The sequence below is a fragment of the Pseudomonas sp. CCOS 191 genome (genome assembly GCF_001007005.1).
Classification (GTDB): Bacteria; Pseudomonadota; Gammaproteobacteria; order Pseudomonadales; family Pseudomonadaceae; genus Aquipseudomonas; species Aquipseudomonas soli.
In genome coordinates this window covers 3803747-3820337 of sequence record NZ_LN847264.1, presented here as the reverse complement: position 1 = coordinate 3820337, position 16591 = coordinate 3803747, and the positions used below count along the sequence as shown (strand labels likewise).

The window sequence follows — 16591 nt, the reverse complement described above, 5'->3', positions numbered from 1 at the left end:
AAGACGGCTCCTGAGGGATTATCGTTATGGTGCGGAATATATAGCGATAAGCCGTCTGTCGGGAAGGGGCTGTTGTGATTTGCCGTGGGTGGTGGCCTTGCGAGAGCGGCGCACGGCCGCTCCCACTCAGGTGATGCTTGCCCAGCCCAAGGGCTGGGTTATTTCCCGGAGATCACCGCTACGCCGCCAACCGCCCGCTGGCAATCGCCTCCGAAGCCGCCAGCATCGCTCGCAGCAGCACCGCGCAGCCGGCCGCGAGGTCCTCGGGGGCGGCGTTCTCGATTTCGTTGTGACTGATCCCGCCCTCGCACGGCACGAAGATCATCCCGGCCGGGCCCAGCTCGGCGAGGAAGATCGCGTCGTGCCCGGCGCCGCTGACGATGTCCATGTGCGTAAGGCCCAGGTTGCGCGCCGAATCACGCACCGCCTCGACACAGCCTTTGTCGAAGTACAGGGCCGGGAAGTCGGCGGTGGGCACCAGGTCGTACTCCAGCCCATGCTTGGCCGAGGTGGCCTCGATCACCTGGCGCACCTCGGCGATCATCGACTCCAGTCGCTGGCCTTCCAGGTGACGGAAGTCCAGGGTCATGCGCACTTCGCCGGGGATCACGTTGCGCGAGCCGGGGTAGGCCTGCAGGCAACCGACGGTGCCGCAGGCATGGGGCTGGTGGGCGAGGGCGGTGCGGTTGACCGCCTCGACCACGGCGGCGGCACCGACCAGGGCGTCCTTGCGCAGGTGCATCGGGGTGGGGCCGGCGTGGGCCTCGACGCCGCGCAGGGTCAGGTCGAACCACTTCTGGCCGAGGGCGCCGAGCACCACGCCGATGGTCTTGTGCTGGTCTTCGAGGATCGGGCCCTGTTCGATATGCGCCTCGAAGTAGGCGCCGACCGGGTGGCCGGACACGGCGCGGCTGCCGGCGTAGCCGATGGCGTTCAATGCCTCGCCGACGCTCACGCCCTGGGCGTCGCGCTTGGCCAGGGTCTGCTCGAGGGTGAACTTGTTGGCGAACACCCCCGAACCCATCATGCACGGGGCGAAGCGCGAGCCTTCCTCGTTGGTCCACACCACCACCTCCAGCGGCGCTTCGGTTTCCACGCCGAGATCATTGAGGGTGCGGATCACCTCCAGCCCGGCCATCACGCCGAAGCAGCCGTCGAACTTGCCGCCGGTGGGCTGGGTGTCGATATGGCTGCCAGTCATCACTGGCGGCAGCTTGGCGTTGCGCCCGGGACGGCGGGCGAAGATATTGCCGACCGCGTCGATGCTCACCGTGCAACCGGCTGCTTCGCACCACTGCACGAACAAGTCGCGAGCCTGGCGATCGAGATCGGTCAGCGCCAGGCGGCATACGCCACCCTTGGGCGTGGCGCCGAGTCGGGCCAGCTCCATCAGCGATTGCCACAGGCGGTTACTGTCGATGTGGCGTTGGCTGGATTGCAGGATTTCCTTGGCGGGGGTGGTCATGGGGTGTCTCCTCAGGGCGTTGTTGTTCTTGAGGGTGTGCAGGGGGTAGGAGCGGCTTCAGCCGCGATGCAGGCACCGCGGTATCCGGCACCCGCTTTGCGGGTGATCGCGGCTGAAGCCGCTCCTACAGAAGTCGTGTCAGGTCAATGACTCAGGTTTTGGTCCAGCCGCGCCGGGCCGCGCACCGCGATGCCGCCGAGGGCGTAGTAGAGCCCGCCGCCGAGCAGCGAACCGGTGAACCAGCCGTAGTCGTAGAACCAGCTGAAACTGCTGTTGCCGATGGCCATCACGGTCAGCGCCACCGGCACGCCGAAGGCAATGAACCCGGCCCAGTTCCACGCCGGGTACACGTCGTCGCGGTACAGCCCTGCGAGGTCCAGCTGCTGGCGGCGGACCAGGAAGTAGTCCACCACCATGATCCCGGCGATCGGCCCGAGCAGGCTGGAATAGCCCAGCAGCCAGTTGGAGTACACGCTCTCCAGGCTCAGGTCGGAGACAATCCAGCCAAGCTTCTTGAGCAGCTCGTGGCCCATCAGCGCCAGGCCGATGAAACCGGTCAGCCAGACCGCGCGGCTGCGCCCGATCAGGCGCGGGGCGATGTTCTGGAAGTCGTTGGTGGGCGAGACGATGTTGGCCGCGGTGTTGGTCGACAGCGTCGCGATGATGATCAGCGCCATGGCCAGGGCCACCCAGCCGGGGCTCTGGATATGGCCGATCAGGCTCACCGGGTCGGACACTGTCTGGCCCACCAGCGAGGCGGAGGCAGCGGTCATGATCACGCCCAGGGCGGCGAACAGGAACATGGTCAGCGGCAGGCCGAAGATCTGCCCGAGAATCTGGTCCTTCTGGCTTTTCGCATAGCGGCTGAAATCGGGGATGTTCAGCGACAGCGTGGCCCAGAAACCGACCATGGCGGTGAGCCCGGCGCAGAAGTAGCTGACCACGCTGGCGCCCTCGGGGCGTTTGGGCGGCTGCGCCAGCAGCTCGCTCATCGACATGTGCGGCAGCGCCCAGAACAACAGGCCGACACCGACCGCCACCAGCAGGGGCGCCGAGAGCGTCTCCAGCCACTTGATCGACTCGGCGCCGCGCAGCACCACCCACAGGTTCAGCGACCAGAACAGCATGAAGCCGATTACCTCGCCGGTGCCGCCCAGTGCCTTCCACTCGGGGAACAGCGAACCCAGGAACAGGTGGATGGCCAGCCCGCCGAACATCGTCTGGATGCCGAACCAGCCGCAGGCCACCACGGCGCGGATCAGGCATGGCACGTTGGAGCCGAAAACGCCGAACGAGGCGCGCAGCAGCACTGGGAACGGGATGCCGTACTTGGTGCCGGGGAAGGCGTTGAGGGTCAGCGGGATGAGCACGATGAGGTTGGCCAGCAGGATCGCCAGCAGCGCCTCGCCGACACTCAGGCCGAAGTAGGCGGTGAGCACGCCACCGAGGGTGTAGGTGGGCACGCAGATGGACATGCCCACCCACAACGCGGTGATGTGCCACTTGTTCCAGGTGCGCTGGTGCACCTTGGTCGGGGCGATGTCGTGGTTGTAGCGGGGGCTGTCGAGGACGTCGCTGCCGGCGTCGAGCTCGTACAGGCCATGCTGCTCGACCACTTGTGATCTGCTCTGTTGCATGGGGTTCTCCAGGTCTTTTTTCTTGTAGTTGTCGCTCATCGGGCTGACGCGATGGCCGGAGTACACACACCACCAGTACTGCACCTCCGGCCCGGCCAGGCGGTTGTGGCCTGCGTTTTCAACAAACGTGCCGGGAAAGCCCGCGCCTTCCCGGCGGGCCGCCGCCGACCGGAGGTAACTCACTGACCTGCAAAGGCATTCATCAACACGGCAGGCGAAGCGGGAGCGCCCGCGCATGCCGTCTGTCTGGCCGGTCCATCACCCGCGTGATTCAAACGGGTGCAACCTGGAAAACCACCGGCGCGGCCTGCGCCATCCAGCCAGGAAACAAACACCTGATTTTGCGTAGAAAATCTTGACCAATTTGGCTTCCTGTCAAGTGCGTCAAAATGGTGAGGGGGTGTAACTTTTTGGTGATCTGATAAATAAATCATTAAAAATCAATTGTTTAGTGTTTTTAGTGGTTGCATATATTTTTTCTTGATCAATATCCGATCAGATACTAGCCTCGATTCTTGTCAGGCCTGACAGGATTGATGAAATCACCTCCAGTGTCCGGCCAACACAATTCCAAGAACCGGCCAGAAGACCGGTCAGCCTGCGAGGAAGACGGCATGTCCCTGTTGATCCGTGGCGCCACCGTGGTTACCCATGAAGAGAGCTACCCCGCCGATGTCCTGTGTGCCGAAGGCCTGATCCGCGCCATCGGCAAAGACCTCGAAGCCCCCACCGACTGCGAGATCCTCGACGGCAGTGGCCAGTACCTGATGCCCGGCGGCATCGACCCGCACACCCACATGCAGCTGCCGTTCATGGGCACGGTGGCCAGCGAGGACTTCTTCAGCGGCACTGCCGCTGGCCTGGCCGGGGGCACCACCTCGATCATCGACTTCGTCATCCCCAACCCGCAGCAGTCGCTGCTCGAGGCCTTCCACACCTGGCGCGGCTGGGCGCAGAAGAGTGCCAGCGACTATGGCTTCCACGTCGCCATCACCTGGTGGAGCGAGCAGGTCGCCGAGGAGATGGGCGAGCTGGTCGCCCAGCATGGGGTGAACAGCTTCAAGCACTTCATGGCCTACAAGAACGCGATCATGGCCGCCGACGACACCCTGGTGGCCAGCTTCGAACGCTGCCTGCAACTGGGCGCTGTGCCCACGGTGCACGCCGAAAACGGCGAGCTGGTCTATCACTTGCAGCAAAAATTGCTCGCCCAGGGCCTGACCGGCCCCGAGGCACACCCGCTGTCGCGTCCATCCCAGGTCGAAGGGGAGGCCGCCAGCCGCGCCATCCGCATCGCCGAAACCCTGGGCACGCCGCTGTACCTGGTGCATGTCTCCAGCCGCGAGGCGCTGGACGAGATCACCTACGCCCGGGCCAAGGGCCAGCCGGTGTACGGCGAGGTGCTGCCGGGGCATCTGCTGCTCGACGACAGCGTTTACCGTGATCCGGACTGGGCCACCGCCGCCGGCTATGTGATGAGCCCGCCATTCCGCCCGCGCGCGCACCAGGAGGCGCTGTGGGGTGGCCTGCAGTCGGGCAACCTGCACACCACGGCCACTGATCATTGCTGCTTCTGCGCCGAGCAGAAGGCCATGGGCCGCAACGACTTCAGCCGGATCCCCAATGGCACCGCCGGCATCGAGGACCGCATGGCGGTGCTGTGGGACGCCGGGGTGAACAGCGGGCGCCTGTCGATGCACGAGTTCGTCGCGCTGACCTCCACCAACACCGCGAAGATCTTCAACCTGTTCCCGCGCAAGGGCGCGATCCGTGTCGGCGCCGACGCCGACCTGGTGCTGTGGGATCCGCAGGGCAGCCGCACCATCAGCGCCCAGACCCACCACCAGCGGGTCGATTTCAACATCTTCGAAGGCCGCACCGTGCGCGGCATCCCCAGCCACACCATCAGCCAGGGCAAGGTGCTCTGGGCCGATGGCGACCTGCGTGCCGAGCCGGGCGCGGGGCGTTACGTGGAGCGCCCGGCCTATCCGTCGGTGTACGAGGTGCTGGAGCGGCGTGCCGAACGGCAGAAACCGACGCCGGTTCAGCGCTGAAGCAGTTGGGGCTGCCGCACAGCCCTTTCGCCGGCAAGCCGGCTCCCACAGACGTACCGCAGCCCCCTGTGGGAGCCGGCTTGCCGGCGAAAGGGGCGCTTCGCGCCCCCGACAACAAAGGTAGATCTCCATCCCCAGAACGGACCGGCGCCTGACCACCGCCGCCTCCAATAAAAACGAGAGAGGCTACAACCGTGATCGATGCCCTGAACCACTTGCCGCGCCCCCGCGCCGGCGCCGACCAGCTGGCCGAGGCCTTCAGCGACCTCGCGCCCCCGCTCACCGCCCGCCAGGCCGCTGTCGAGAGCGCGCGTTGCCTGTACTGCTACGACGCGCCGTGCGTCAATGCGTGCCCCAGTGAAATCGACATCCCCTCGTTCATCCACCGCATCAGCGACGAGAACCTGCAGGGCGCCGCCGAACGCATTCTCTCGGCCAACATCCTTGGCGGCAGCTGTGCCCGGGTCTGCCCCACGGAGATCCTTTGCCAGCAAGCCTGCGTGCGCAACAACGCCCAGGAGTGCGCCCCGGTGCTGATCGGCCAATTGCAGCGCTATGCTCTGGACCATGCAAACTTCACCGAGCATCCGTTCCAGCGTTCGCCGGCCAGCGGCAAGCGCATCGCCGTGGTCGGCGCCGGCCCCGCCGGGTTGTCGTGCGCGCACCGGTTGGCCATGCACGGCCATGACGTGGTGGTCTTCGAGGCGCGGGAAAAGGCCGGTGGCCTCAACGAATACGGCATCGCCCGCTACAAGCTGGTGGACGACTACGCCCAGCGTGAAGTGGAGTTCCTGCTGGGCATCGGCGGAATCGAGATCCGCCATGGCCAGCGCCTGGGCGGCAACCTGTCGCTGGCCGAGCTCCACGGCCAGTACGACGCGGTGTTCCTCGGCCTGGGCCTGGGGGCCGTGCGCCAGCTGGGCCTGGCGGATGAAGACGCGCCGGGCCTGCTCGCCGCCACCGAGTACATCCGCGAGCTGCGCCAGGCCGACGACCTCACCCAGTTGCCGCTGGCCGACCGCTGCCTGGTGCTCGGCGCCGGCAACACCGCCATCGACATGGCCGTGCAGATGAGCCGCCTGGGCGCCCGCGACGTCAACCTGGTGTATCGCCGGGGCGAAGCCGACATGGGCGCCACCGGTCACGAACAGGAGATCGCCAAGCACAACCAGGTACGCCTGCACACCTGGGCCCGGCCCGATGCCGTGCTACTGGATGATGCCGGACGCGTGCGCGGCATGCGCTTCGCGCGCACGCAATTGATCGACGGACGCCTGGGCGATACCGGCGAAACCTTCGAACTGGCCGCCGACGCGATCTTCAAGGCCATCGGCCAGTGCTTCGATGAGCAAAGCCTCGGCGATCCGCTGGCGGCACAACTGGCCCGCGACGGCGAGCGCATCCAGGTGGACACGCACATGCGCACCTCCATCCCCGGCATCTATGCCGGCGGCGACTGCACCGCGCTGGGCCAGGACCTCACCGTCCAGGCCGTGCAACATGGCAAGCTGGCCGCCGAAGCCATCCATGCCCAACTCATGCTCAACGTGGAGGCTGCGTAAATGGCCGATTTGTCCATCGTATTCGCCGGCATCAAGGCACCCAATCCATTCTGGTTGGCCTCCGCGCCCCCTACCGACAAGGCCTATAACGTGGTCCGCGCCTTCGAGGCCGGCTGGGGCGGGGTGGTATGGAAGACCCTCGGCGAGGACCCGGCGGCGGTCAACGTGTCGTCGCGCTACTCGGCGCATTACGGCGCCAACCGCCAGGTGCAGGGCATCAACAACATCGAGCTGATCACCGACCGTTCGCTGGAGATCAACCTGCGCGAGATCACCCAGGTGAAGAAGGACTGGCCCGATCGTGCGTTGATCGTGTCGCTGATGGTGCCGTGCGTTGAAGAATCCTGGAGGTTCATCCTGCCGCTGGTGGAAGCCACCGGCGCCGACGGCATCGAACTCAACTTCGGCTGCCCCCACGGGATGCCCGAGCGCGGCATGGGCGCCGCCGTCGGCCAGGTGCCCGAGTATGTGGAAATGGTCACCCGCTGGTGCAAGACCCATTGCACGCTGCCGGTGATCGTCAAGCTCACCCCCAATATCACCGACATCCGCCAGTCGGCGCGCGCCGCGCACCGGGGCGGGGCGGACGCGGTGTCGCTGATCAACACCATCAACTCGATCACCAGCGTCGACCTGGACCGCATGGTTGCCCACCCCATCGTCGGCGACCAGAGCACCCATGGCGGCTACTGCGGGTCGGCGGTCAAGCCGATCGCCCTGAACATGGTCGCCGAGATCGCCCGCGACCCCGAGACCCGCGGCCTGCCGATCTGCGGCATCGGCGGTATCGGCACCTGGCGCGACGCCGCCGAGTTCATCGCCCTGGGCAGTGGCGCGGTGCAGGTTTGCACCGCGGCGATGCTGCATGGCTTTCGCATCGTCGAAGACATGCAGGACGGCCTGGCGCGCTGGATGGACCAGCATGGCCACCGCAGCCTCGAGGCGTTTCGTGGCCAGGCCGTGGGGCATACCACCGATTGGAAGTACCTGGACATCAACTACAAGTCGGTGGCGCAGATCGACCAGGACGCCTGCATCGGCTGCGGGCGCTGCCACATCGCCTGCGAGGACACCTCACACCAGGCCATCGCCAGCACCCTGAAGGCCGACGGTACCCACGCCTACAGTGTGATCGAGGCCGAGTGCGTGGGCTGCAACCTGTGCCAGATCACCTGCCCGGTGGAAGGTTGCATCGACATGCAGGCGCAGGACACCGGCAAGCCGTACATGAACTGGACGCAGGATCCGCGCAACCCCTATCGCGAGGCGGGTTGAGGAGGAGGGCGATAAACACGCCTCGGCAGCGGTGACGCCTGCTCGAGCTCCGCGTCAGCTGATTGCGGTCTCGTGCAGGCAGCGCCACACCACACCGCGGTTGCTGCACTCCAGCAGTGCCAGTGACCAGCGTGCCTGCACCCCACCTTGTAACCGATGGGTTTCCTTGTAGCGTACAGCTACGTTCACCCCGGCCTGCCATACCACCTGGACGTCGCTGACGACGATCTCCAGCCCTGGTCGTGCGCCGGCCGCCCGGCTGAACAGTTGCTCCACCTGTGCGCGGGTCACCACCGTGCCCGCCGTGCCGACCATGCTGAAATCATCGGCGAACACCGCCATCAGCCCGCCGAGCACTGCCTGGGTCTCGGCCGCTGGGCGGGTGAAGATTCTGTGGATCAGCTCATGGACGTGATGAATGCTGCGCTCGGCGCGGGCAATCGCGTGGTCAGGCATGGTGAGGGTTCTCCGGGGGTAGTGTGTGCAGTGTCATCAGGGGCGCCAGCCCGAGCAGCGCGGCCAGGCTGAAGGTCAGGTGATAGGCGTCCGGCGTGCTCAGGCCCACCAGCAACAGGTTGAAGATCATCAGCAGCAAGGCGGCGCCGATGCTGAAGGCCATCTGTCGATTGAGGTTCCACAGCACGCTGGCCTGCTGCATCCGCTCGCCGCTGAAGTCGAGCAGCGCGGTGGTCTGGGCGGTGTTGGCACCGATGCCGCCACCGACGCCCATGAGGCCATAGGCCGCCATCAGTGCGGCGTTGTCCGTCGGGGTGTCGACCATGATCAGCAGGCAGATACCCAGGCTGTGCAGGAGCATGCCGAGCAGCAGCAGGCGGGCGGCACCGACGCGGTTGTACAGGCGGCCAGCCAGCAACATGGCGGCGAAGGCCCCGGCGGCGTAGAGCAGCATGAACAGGCCGGTGGCCTGGGCGCTCAGTTGCAGCACATCCTGCAGATAGAAGATGTTCAACAGGTTGACCCCGGTGAACACGCCGGGGATCGCATGGTAGACCTGCATCGAGACCCGCAGGCGCGGACTGGCGAGCAGCTTCAGCTCGACGATACCTGCCGCCGCGCGTTGGTAATGGGCGCGGTACAGCAGGGCGCAGGACACACCCGCCAGCAGGCAGGCGATGGCCAGCAGGGCGCCATGGCCGGCACCATACAGCGACAGGCCCAGCAGCAGGCAGGCGAGGGCGGCGCTGACCAGCAGCAATCCCTTGAAGTCCGGGCGTGGCGCTGTCGGGCCCGGTGCCTGGTCAAGCCAGGCCCAGGCCAGCGCCGCCGTCAGCAGGGCCAGCGGAATGTTGCTGTGGAAGACCCACGGCCAGCGGCCATGGTCGACGATCAAGCCGCCAAGGGTGGGTGACAGCGCCGGCGCCAGCAGCGCAACGGCCATCACCAGGGTGGACACTCGGGCGCGCTCCGGGCCCTGGAAGCGCTCGAAGGTCAGCGCCTGCCCCACGGGGATCAGCAAGCCACCGGCCATGCCCTGGACCAGGCGCCAGGCAATCAACGCGGCAAAGCTCTGCGCCTCGCCGCAGCCCCACACCGCCACGCTGAACGCCAGCATGGCGGCGCTCAACAACCGGCGCGCGCCCCAGCGGTTGGCCAGCCAGGTGCTCACCGGCACGGCCACGGTCAGCCCGAGCATGTAGGCATTGCCAACCCACGCGCTGCTGGCGTTGCCAATGGCGAACTCGGCGGCGATCCGTGGCAACGCCACGGTCGGCATGAACAGGTTGATGCAGTCGATGAAGAACCCCATCAGGAAGATCGTTGCCACGCGATACCGGTACGTCATTGCCACTCCTTTTCGACGCGCAGACTAGGTGCGTGGACTGGCCCTGTCGATGTCGCTACCCTTGAAACTCTGTTTGATGGAAATGAACAATGCTGCGTACGACCCTCCACACCCAGCTCAACCGGGTGCAGACGTTTCTGGCGGTGGTCGACTTCGGCTCCTTCACCAAGGCGGCGGACTTTCTCGGCATCAGCAAAGCCATGGCCAGCCAGCACGTCAAGGCGCTGGAGCAGGCCCTGGGGGTGACGCTGCTGGCGCGCAGCACCCGTGCTATCGCCCCGACCGAAACCGGCCAAAGTTTCTATGAAGATTTCAAGGTGATCGTCAGCGATGTCGAAGGCGCCTTCGCCAATGTACTGCGCCGGCACAACGGCCTATCGGGCAAGCTGCGCATCAGCACCACCGGGGAGTACGGCGAGCGCTTCATCCTGCCGCTGATCCCGCTGTTCGCCGAGCGCTACCCGGCGTTGTCGCTCAGCTACGATACCGACTCGTCGCTGAGCGACCTGATTGCCGAACGGCTTGACCTGGTGGTGCGTCTTGGCGCGTTGCCGGATTCGAACCTGCGCAGTCGCCAGTTGGCCGAGTACGACATTGTGCTGGTGGCTGCTCCGGCCTTTCTTGTTCGCCATGCCATCGAACGGCCCGAGGAACTGACGGACACACCCTGGATTGCCAACAGCAACCTGCAGGGCCCGACCGCCTGGACCTTGCACAGCGCGCAGGCGGGGAGTGCAAGCGTCGTCGGCCGGGCGGCCTACCAGTCCAATGCGTCCCACGCCATTCGGGCGATGGCCCGCGCCGCCCTGGGCGTAGCGGTGCTGCCGGCCTGGCTGGTCGAGCAGGACCTGGCCGCCGGCACCCTGCGGCGGGTACTGCCGGACTACAGCCTGCCGAGGCAGCCGATCAGCGTGGTGTACCCGAACAGCAGCCATATGCCGCACAAGACCCGGGTGTTCATCGATTTCTTGTGCGAGCACCTCGGGCGCTAAGGGCGCCGCTCAGGGCTCCAGGCCGATGCCGCGCAGGATGACGCCGGTCACCGTCTGCACCGCTTGCTCGAACGCCATGTCCGACAGCGGCTCACCGTCATTGAGCAGGGTGACCTGGAAACCGAAGTCGGCGTAGTGCTGGGTCGCCGCCCAGATCATGTACAGCAGCGCCGATGGCTCCACCGGCAGGATGCGTCCGTCCTCGACCCAGCTGCGGATCTTCGCCTGCTTGAGCTGCGCCCAGGGCACCAGGATCTCGTCCAGGCTGGGGCTCAGCAGCGGTGCGCCGTGGAGAATCTCCTCGGCCCAGATCTTCGAGCCCAGCGGCCGCGAGCGCGAATGGCCCATCTTGGCGCGGATGTAGCTGGTCAGTACCACCCGCGGGTCGTCGAAGTGCTCGAAGCACAGGGCATCCTGCTTCCAGACATCCAGCAGGTCCTGGAGCACGGCGCGGTACAGGTCGTCCTTGGTGCTGAAGTAGTAGTGCAGGTTGGAGCGCGGCAGTTGCGCCCGTTCGGCGATATCGCCCATGGAGGTGGCGGCGTAGCCCTTGTCTGCGAACACCTGCTCGGCGGCTTGCAGGATCTTTTCGACGTTGCGCCGGCGGATTTCGATCTTGTGGTTGGCCATGGGCTGTCCGTGGTGACCTGAACAGGGCAAGGCTAACAGCTTTGCCGGGGCGGCGATAAGGTCAAGGCTGCCTGTTTGGAAGCAGGGCCAATGCCTGGCGGCTGGCGCCGCGCAGGTCCTCGCCCGGCACGCCATCGCGGGCTTGCACGGAGATGCCGTGGAGGAAGGTGGCATAGAAGTGGCCGAGAGCCTCGACCTGCGTCTCGGCTGGCAACTGCCCCTGGTCACGGGCTTCGCGCAGGCGGCTGATGATCGACTCGGTACGCTGCCGGCGGTGCCCGGCCAACCATTGCTGGACCCCAAGGTTATCCGGCGCCACGCCGCTGGCAGCGCTGACCACCAGGCAGCCGCGGGGTTCGTCGACGCGGGTGTAGGTGCTGATGGCGGCCTCGAGCATCTGCGCCAGGGCCTGGTGGATGTCTGGCAGGGCCAGGGCGCGGTCGGCGAAACCGCCCTCGGCCGATTCGTACAGGGCCACGGCCTCCTCGAACAGCTGCTGCTTGCTGCCAAAGGCCGCGTAGATGCGCGCGGAGGCGATGCCCAGGGTGGACACCAGGGCCGACATCGAAGTGCCCTCGTAGCCATGTTCCCAGAACAGCCGCATCGCCTTGCGCAGCGCCTGTTGCTTGTCGAATTCCCGAGGTCGCCCTGCCATCGCTCGCCTGCCTGATTACGTGAAACGCGCATTCTAGCCAATTTGCGATTGACGGGCAGCGCCATTCGATCCTATTGTTTGTCGATCAACAAACAATGAGGTGACATCATGCGAACACTCAAAGGCCCTAGCCTTCACCTCGCGCAGTTCAGCAGCGACACGGCGCCGTTCGACAGCCTGGACAGCATTGCCGACTGGGCGGGGCGTCTGGGCTTCAAGGGGCTGCAGATCCCGGCCTGGGACGCCCGGTTGTTCGACCTGGAACTGGCCGCGCAAAGCAAGGGGTACTGCGATGAAGTCAAGGGGCGACTGGCCGAGCGCGGCTTGCAGGTCAGCGAGCTGACCACCCACATGATCGGCCAACTGGTCGCGGTCCATCCGGCCTACGACTCGATGTGCGACGCCTTCGCCCCGGCCGCGCTGGCTGGGCGGCCGGCAGAACGCACCGCCTGGGCGACCGAGCAGATGACACTGGCGGCTCGGGCCAGCCGCAACCTGGGCCTGGAGGACATGGGGACCTTTTCCGGCGCGCTGGCCTGGCCCTACCTGTTCCCGTTCCCGCAGCGTCCCCAGGGCCTGGTCGAGGCTGCCTTCGAAGAGCTGGCGCGGCGCTGGCGGCCGATACTCGACTGCTGTGACGAACAGGGCGTCAACCTGTGCTTCGAGATCCACCCTGCCGAGGACCTGCACGACGGCACCAGCTTCGAGCGTTTCCATGCCTTGGTGGGGGAGCACGTGCGCTGTCGCATCCTCTTCGACCCCAGCCATTTCGTGCTGCAGCAACTCGACTACCTGGCCTATCTGGACCTCTATCACCCACTGATCCGCATGTTTCACGTCAAGGACGCCGAGTTCAATCCAAGCGGTCGACAGGGCGTGTATGGCGGCTACAGCGACTGGACCGAACGTGCCGGGCGCTTCCGATCGCTGGGGGACGGGCAAGTGGACTTCAAGGCCATCTTCTCGCGGCTGGCGCAGTACGACTTCGCGGGGTGGGCAACCCTGGAATGGGAATGCTGCCTGAAGCATCAGGAGGACGGCGCCCGTGAAGGCGTCGAGTTCATCAACCGCCACATCATCCGGGTCACGGACCAGGTATTCGACGATTTCGCCGGCGCACCGATCGACGCCCATCAGATCCAGCGCATGCTGGGCATCGACACGGGGGCTCGGGTATGAACCTGGCCATCGAGTCTTTGGCTGACGCCTTCGAGCATGTCTATGTGCAGGTGCAGGGACAGCGCATCCACTGTGTCGTGGCCGGTGCCGGCGAACCGGTGCTGCTGGTGCCGGGCTGGCCACAGACCTGGTACGCCTGGCGCCATGTGCTGCCGATCCTGGCCGCGCGCGGGTTCCGTGCCATCGCCATCGACCCGCCGGGCCTGGGGGGCTCGGACCGCCCCGAGGAAGGCTACGACACCGGTAACGTCGCCGGCGTGCTGCATGCTGCGATGAGCCATCTGGGGCATGAGCGCTATCACCTGGTCGGTCACGATGTGGGCATGTGGGTGGCTTATGCCCTGGCCAGTGATCGACCACAGGCGGTGCGTTCGTTGACGGTGGCCGAAGCGGTGATCCCCGGGCTTGCCGAGGCGCCGTCGATCTTCGTGGCGCCGCAGGACAACATCTTCCTCTGGCACTTCCTGTTCAACCAGGTGCGCGATCTGCCGGAGTTCCTGATCGCCGGGCGCGAGGAGGGCTATCTCAACTTCATGTTCGACCGCTGGGCGATCCATCGGCATGCGGTGGCGGCGGATGTCTATATCCGTGCCTACGCCTCGCCGGGCGGGATGCGGGCGGGCTTCGCCTATTACCGGGCGATCCCCGAGACCATCAGGCAGAACCGCGAGCGTGCCAGGCGTGCGCTGCCCATGCCAGTGCTGGCGATCGGTGCCGAGCACGCCACGGGCGACGCGCCGCTGCGAACGCTGCAGGGGCATGCCGATTCGGTGCGCGGGGTGATCCTGCCGGGTTGCGGGCATTTCGTCATGGAGGAAGCGCCGGTGTCGTTCAACGAGCACCTGCTGGCGTTCCTGGAGGAGGTCGAGGTCAACCGCTGATCGCGGCCGTGGCCCTGGCGGCGTCGGTCACGGCTTGCTGTTGATCGGCGCGCACCACGGCCAGTTTGCGCCGTTCGTACTCTTCCTGGCTCAGGCCCTGGCGTTGCAGTGCCTCGAGTTGCAGCTGACGGGTTTCCTCGGCGCTGTAGGGGCGTAGCTCAGGATGGCTGGCGCAACCGCTCAGCACGGCGATGGCCAGGGCGGCGAGGAGGAGGCGGGCGGTGGTGTTCATCGGGATGATTCCGTGGGGCTGTCGGATCGATGAACCCAGGTTATTGGCCACAGTGGCACGATGGAAATCGCTGTGCTCGATAGTGACTATCGACGCCTGCGCGCCTGCTGTTCAACGCACGTTCGAGGCCCTCAGCGCGGCATGTAGCCCAGTTGCCAGGCTCGCGGAATGAACAGCGTCACCAGCGCCAGCACGCAGGCCAGGGCGCAACTGGCCGCCAGCGCTTGCAAGCCCAGCCGTTGCTGCAGCCAAGCCCCGAGCGCGGCACCTAGCAGCATGCCGCTCCAGGGCACCAGCTGTACCCGCCAGCCATGGCGCCGCTCACCCAGCAACCAACGCCCCAGGCCACGGCCGAAACGCGACAGCGCGCCGGTGACGTAGGTCAGGCCGATCGGCAGGCCGTTCACCTGTTCGACCACGGCATTGAGCATGCCCATGGCCAGGGTGGCCGCGATCAGTGCAGGGAATGTGGTGGCCGCAGGCCAGGCCGTGGCAAACGCCAGCAGGCTGGCGACGATCAGCAGCAAGGGCGCGGCGCGGCGGCGCAAGCGGCGGGCCAGCAATACGCCCAGGGTATTGCCCAGCACGAAACTGAGGATCGCCAGGGCCAGGCGCAGCATCAGCGAAAAGTCCGCCTGGCTGATGGCCACCGCCAGGCGTGTGGTGTTGCCGCTCATGAACGACACGAAATCGCCCAGCGCCAGCAGGCCGATGGCGTCAGTCATGCCGGCCAGCACCGACAATCCGGCCACCAGCCCCAGGCCGACCCGCCCGCGCAGGGCCTGCAAGCGGACCCGACGGGCACTGTGCTGGGAGGTGGCGGTGGGCAGCATGGGGCGAGTCTCCGGGGCGCAGGGGGCCCTGATCTTATACCTCGACCAGCACCTTGCGCATGGGGATGCAGGACAGTTCGAGGCCGAATGGGGATTGGTAGACCGACAGCGCATCACCGATGTAGCCGCAGCGGCGATAGAACGCCGCTGCGTTCAAGGTCGAGTCCAGGTTGACCGCCTCCAGACCTTCGGCCCTGGCGATGCCTTCGAGGTGTTCGACCATCGCCCGGGCGATGCCACGGCCCATGAACGCCGGCAGCACGAACAGGGCGCCCAGTTCACCGCTGCGCAGGTCGAGCATGCCGGTGGCGACGATCGTGTCGCCCATGCAGGCGAGGTGGAAATGCTCGGCGACCAGGGCCGCATAGCCTTCGGTGAACGGTACGTCGGCCCAGGCCTGGGCCAGGGCGACATCGTAGGCTTCGGTGCACTGCCACAGGATCGCCTGGCGGCGAATGGCGTAGGTTTGCAGCGCGTCGTGACGGCTGGCGCGGCGTATGTCGAGCATGGGTTCCCTCCCGGTTGAGCCTGGATGATAACAAGGGCGTCGGGGCAAACGGTGATTGGCGCGGCGCAATGGGATAGCGCTTTTCAACCGACCTGACAGGCAGCATGCTGCGCCTTTCCCGCGAACACTCTGGTGAGGCAGGCAATGGATACGCCCGTGGTAATGATCAATGGCCTGATCGGCTGCCTGGACCATCCAGCGTTTCATCACGTCCTGGGTCCAAGGCGGGTGATCGCCCCGGACCTGCTCGGCTATGGTCGCCTGGACGACACGCCGTCGACGCTGATCGACATCGACGCCCAGGTCGAGCACCTGCGACGGAGCCTGGAGGCTCACAATCTGCCTTGTGTGCATCTGCTCGGCCATTCCGTGGGCGGGGTGGTTGCGATGCTGTTTGCCCAGCGCTACCCGGCCAATGTGGCGAGCGTGATCAGTGTCGAAGGTAATTTCACCCTGAAGGATGCGTTCTGGTCGGCCTCGGTGGCGCGCATGGCCTCTGCCGAGGCAGAGGCCATGCTTCAAGGCTATCGTGCCGACGCCGGCGCCTGGCTGGCACGCTCCGGCATCATGGCCAATGCCTCATGCCTGACGCTGGCTGGTCAGTGGTTGGCCCATCAACCGGCGAGTACATTGCAGGCCATGGCGCGTTCAGTGGTGGCGGTGACCGGCGTGCCAGGTTATCTGGATGGCTTGCGCCGGTTGTTCGCCACTAAGCCCGTGCATCTGTTTGCCGGCGAGCATTCTCGGGCTGGTTGGGACGTGCCGTCATGGGCCGAGGAACAGGCGGCCAGCTTCACGGTGTTGCCGCGGGTGGGGCACCTGATGATGCTCGAAGACCCGCAAGGCTTCGCCAGTGCCATCGCCCGCCTGCTCGACTGACTGGG

16 protein-coding genes are annotated in these 16591 nt (G+C 66.1%); 7 read left to right on the top strand and 9 right to left on the bottom strand.

From position 1 onward, the window contains the following. Positions 1 to 178: 178 nt before the first annotated feature. Positions 179 to 1465 (bottom strand): Zn-dependent hydrolase, encoded by a 1287-nt coding sequence (locus CCOS191_RS16870; protein ID WP_046856202.1) that lies wholly within the window; start codon positions 1463 to 1465, stop codon positions 179 to 181. A gap of 143 nt (positions 1466 to 1608) precedes the next feature. Then, positions 1609 to 3102 carry an NCS1 family nucleobase:cation symporter-1 gene (locus CCOS191_RS16865; protein ID WP_046857839.1) on the bottom strand — a complete coding sequence of 498 codons (1494 nt, stop codon included), beginning with the start codon at positions 3100 to 3102 and terminating at the stop codon, positions 1609 to 1611. A 614-nt stretch (positions 3103 to 3716) separates the two neighbouring features. Here CCOS191_RS16865 and hydA point away from each other — a divergent pair. The 3 genes from hydA to preA all read left to right on the top strand — a co-directional run bounded on the left by hydA (position 3717) and on the right by preA (position 7993). Then, positions 3717 to 5156 (top strand): dihydropyrimidinase, encoded by a 1440-nt coding sequence (gene hydA, locus CCOS191_RS16860; protein WP_046856201.1) that lies wholly within the window; start codon positions 3717 to 3719, stop codon positions 5154 to 5156. Positions 5157 to 5350: 194 nt separating this feature from the next. Next, positions 5351 to 6718 (top strand): NAD(P)-dependent oxidoreductase, encoded by a 1368-nt coding sequence (locus CCOS191_RS16855; protein ID WP_046856200.1) that lies wholly within the window; start codon positions 5351 to 5353, stop codon positions 6716 to 6718. Beyond that, positions 6719 to 7993, top strand: coding sequence for an NAD-dependent dihydropyrimidine dehydrogenase subunit PreA (gene preA / locus CCOS191_RS16850; protein ID WP_046856199.1), 1275 nt, complete (start codon positions 6719 to 6721; stop codon positions 7991 to 7993). It abuts the gene before it with no gap. Positions 7994 to 8047: 54 nt separating this feature from the next. Here the strand turns inward: preA and CCOS191_RS16845 are convergent, their stop codons facing one another. Together CCOS191_RS16845 and CCOS191_RS16840 are read right to left on the bottom strand one after the other, a co-directional pair. Beyond that, a complete protein-coding gene (locus CCOS191_RS16845) occupies positions 8048 to 8449 on the bottom strand; it encodes a DUF4440 domain-containing protein (RefSeq protein ID WP_046856198.1) in 402 nt (133 codons plus the stop codon). Beyond that, on the bottom strand, positions 8442 to 9797 hold the full coding sequence (locus CCOS191_RS16840) for an MFS transporter (protein ID WP_046856197.1): 1356 nt from the start codon (positions 9795 to 9797) through the stop codon (positions 8442 to 8444). The genes CCOS191_RS16845 and CCOS191_RS16840 overlap by 8 nt, the downstream gene beginning before the upstream one ends. Positions 9798 to 9886: 89 nt before the next feature. Between CCOS191_RS16840 and CCOS191_RS16835 the strand changes: the two genes are divergently transcribed. Then, positions 9887 to 10789, top strand: coding sequence for a LysR family transcriptional regulator (locus CCOS191_RS16835; protein WP_046856196.1), 903 nt, complete (start codon positions 9887 to 9889; stop codon positions 10787 to 10789). A gap of 9 nt (positions 10790 to 10798) precedes the next feature. Here the strand turns inward: CCOS191_RS16835 and CCOS191_RS16830 are convergent, their stop codons facing one another. Together CCOS191_RS16830 and CCOS191_RS16825 are read right to left on the bottom strand one after the other, a co-directional pair. Then, positions 10799 to 11419 (bottom strand): TetR/AcrR family transcriptional regulator, encoded by a 621-nt coding sequence (locus tag CCOS191_RS16830; protein ID WP_023631488.1) that lies wholly within the window; start codon positions 11417 to 11419, stop codon positions 10799 to 10801. A 61-nt stretch (positions 11420 to 11480) separates the two neighbouring features. After that, entirely contained in the window at positions 11481 to 12074 is a 594-nt protein-coding gene (locus CCOS191_RS16825) for a TetR/AcrR family transcriptional regulator (protein ID WP_046856195.1), read from the bottom strand. Between the two features lie 108 nt (positions 12075 to 12182). Here CCOS191_RS16825 and CCOS191_RS16820 point away from each other — a divergent pair, with 108 nt between their 5' ends. Together CCOS191_RS16820 and CCOS191_RS16815 are read left to right on the top strand one after the other, a co-directional pair. Continuing rightward, the gene (locus CCOS191_RS16820; protein WP_046856194.1) at positions 12183 to 13253 is read left to right on the top strand and encodes a sugar phosphate isomerase/epimerase family protein; all 1071 of its coding nucleotides are present in this window, start codon (positions 12183 to 12185) and stop codon (positions 13251 to 13253) included. Beyond that, complete coding sequence (locus CCOS191_RS16815; RefSeq protein ID WP_046856193.1) at positions 13250 to 14134, top strand: alpha/beta fold hydrolase; 885 nt, start codon at positions 13250 to 13252, stop codon at positions 14132 to 14134. The genes CCOS191_RS16820 and CCOS191_RS16815 overlap by 4 nt, the downstream gene beginning before the upstream one ends. Here the strand turns inward: CCOS191_RS16815 and CCOS191_RS16810 are convergent. The 3 genes from CCOS191_RS16810 to CCOS191_RS16800 all read right to left on the bottom strand — a co-directional run bounded on the left by CCOS191_RS16810 (position 14124) and on the right by CCOS191_RS16800 (position 15707). Next, positions 14124 to 14366 carry a hypothetical protein gene (locus CCOS191_RS16810; RefSeq protein ID WP_046856192.1) on the bottom strand — a complete coding sequence of 81 codons (243 nt, stop codon included), beginning with the start codon at positions 14364 to 14366 and terminating at the stop codon, positions 14124 to 14126. The two genes, CCOS191_RS16815 and CCOS191_RS16810, sit on opposite strands and share 11 nt — an antisense overlap. A 131-nt stretch (positions 14367 to 14497) precedes the next feature. Continuing rightward, positions 14498 to 15199, bottom strand: coding sequence for a YoaK family protein (locus tag CCOS191_RS16805; RefSeq protein WP_038705833.1), 702 nt, complete (start codon positions 15197 to 15199; stop codon positions 14498 to 14500). Positions 15200 to 15233: 34 nt separating this feature from the next. Then, entirely contained in the window at positions 15234 to 15707 is a 474-nt protein-coding gene (locus CCOS191_RS16800) for a GNAT family N-acetyltransferase (protein WP_046856191.1), read from the bottom strand. Between the two features lie 144 nt (positions 15708 to 15851). Here CCOS191_RS16800 and CCOS191_RS16795 point away from each other — a divergent pair, with 144 nt between their 5' ends. After that, positions 15852 to 16586, top strand: a complete 735-nt coding sequence (locus CCOS191_RS16795; protein ID WP_046856190.1) for an alpha/beta fold hydrolase — start codon at positions 15852 to 15854, stop codon at positions 16584 to 16586. Positions 16587 to 16591 lie beyond the last annotated feature (5 nt).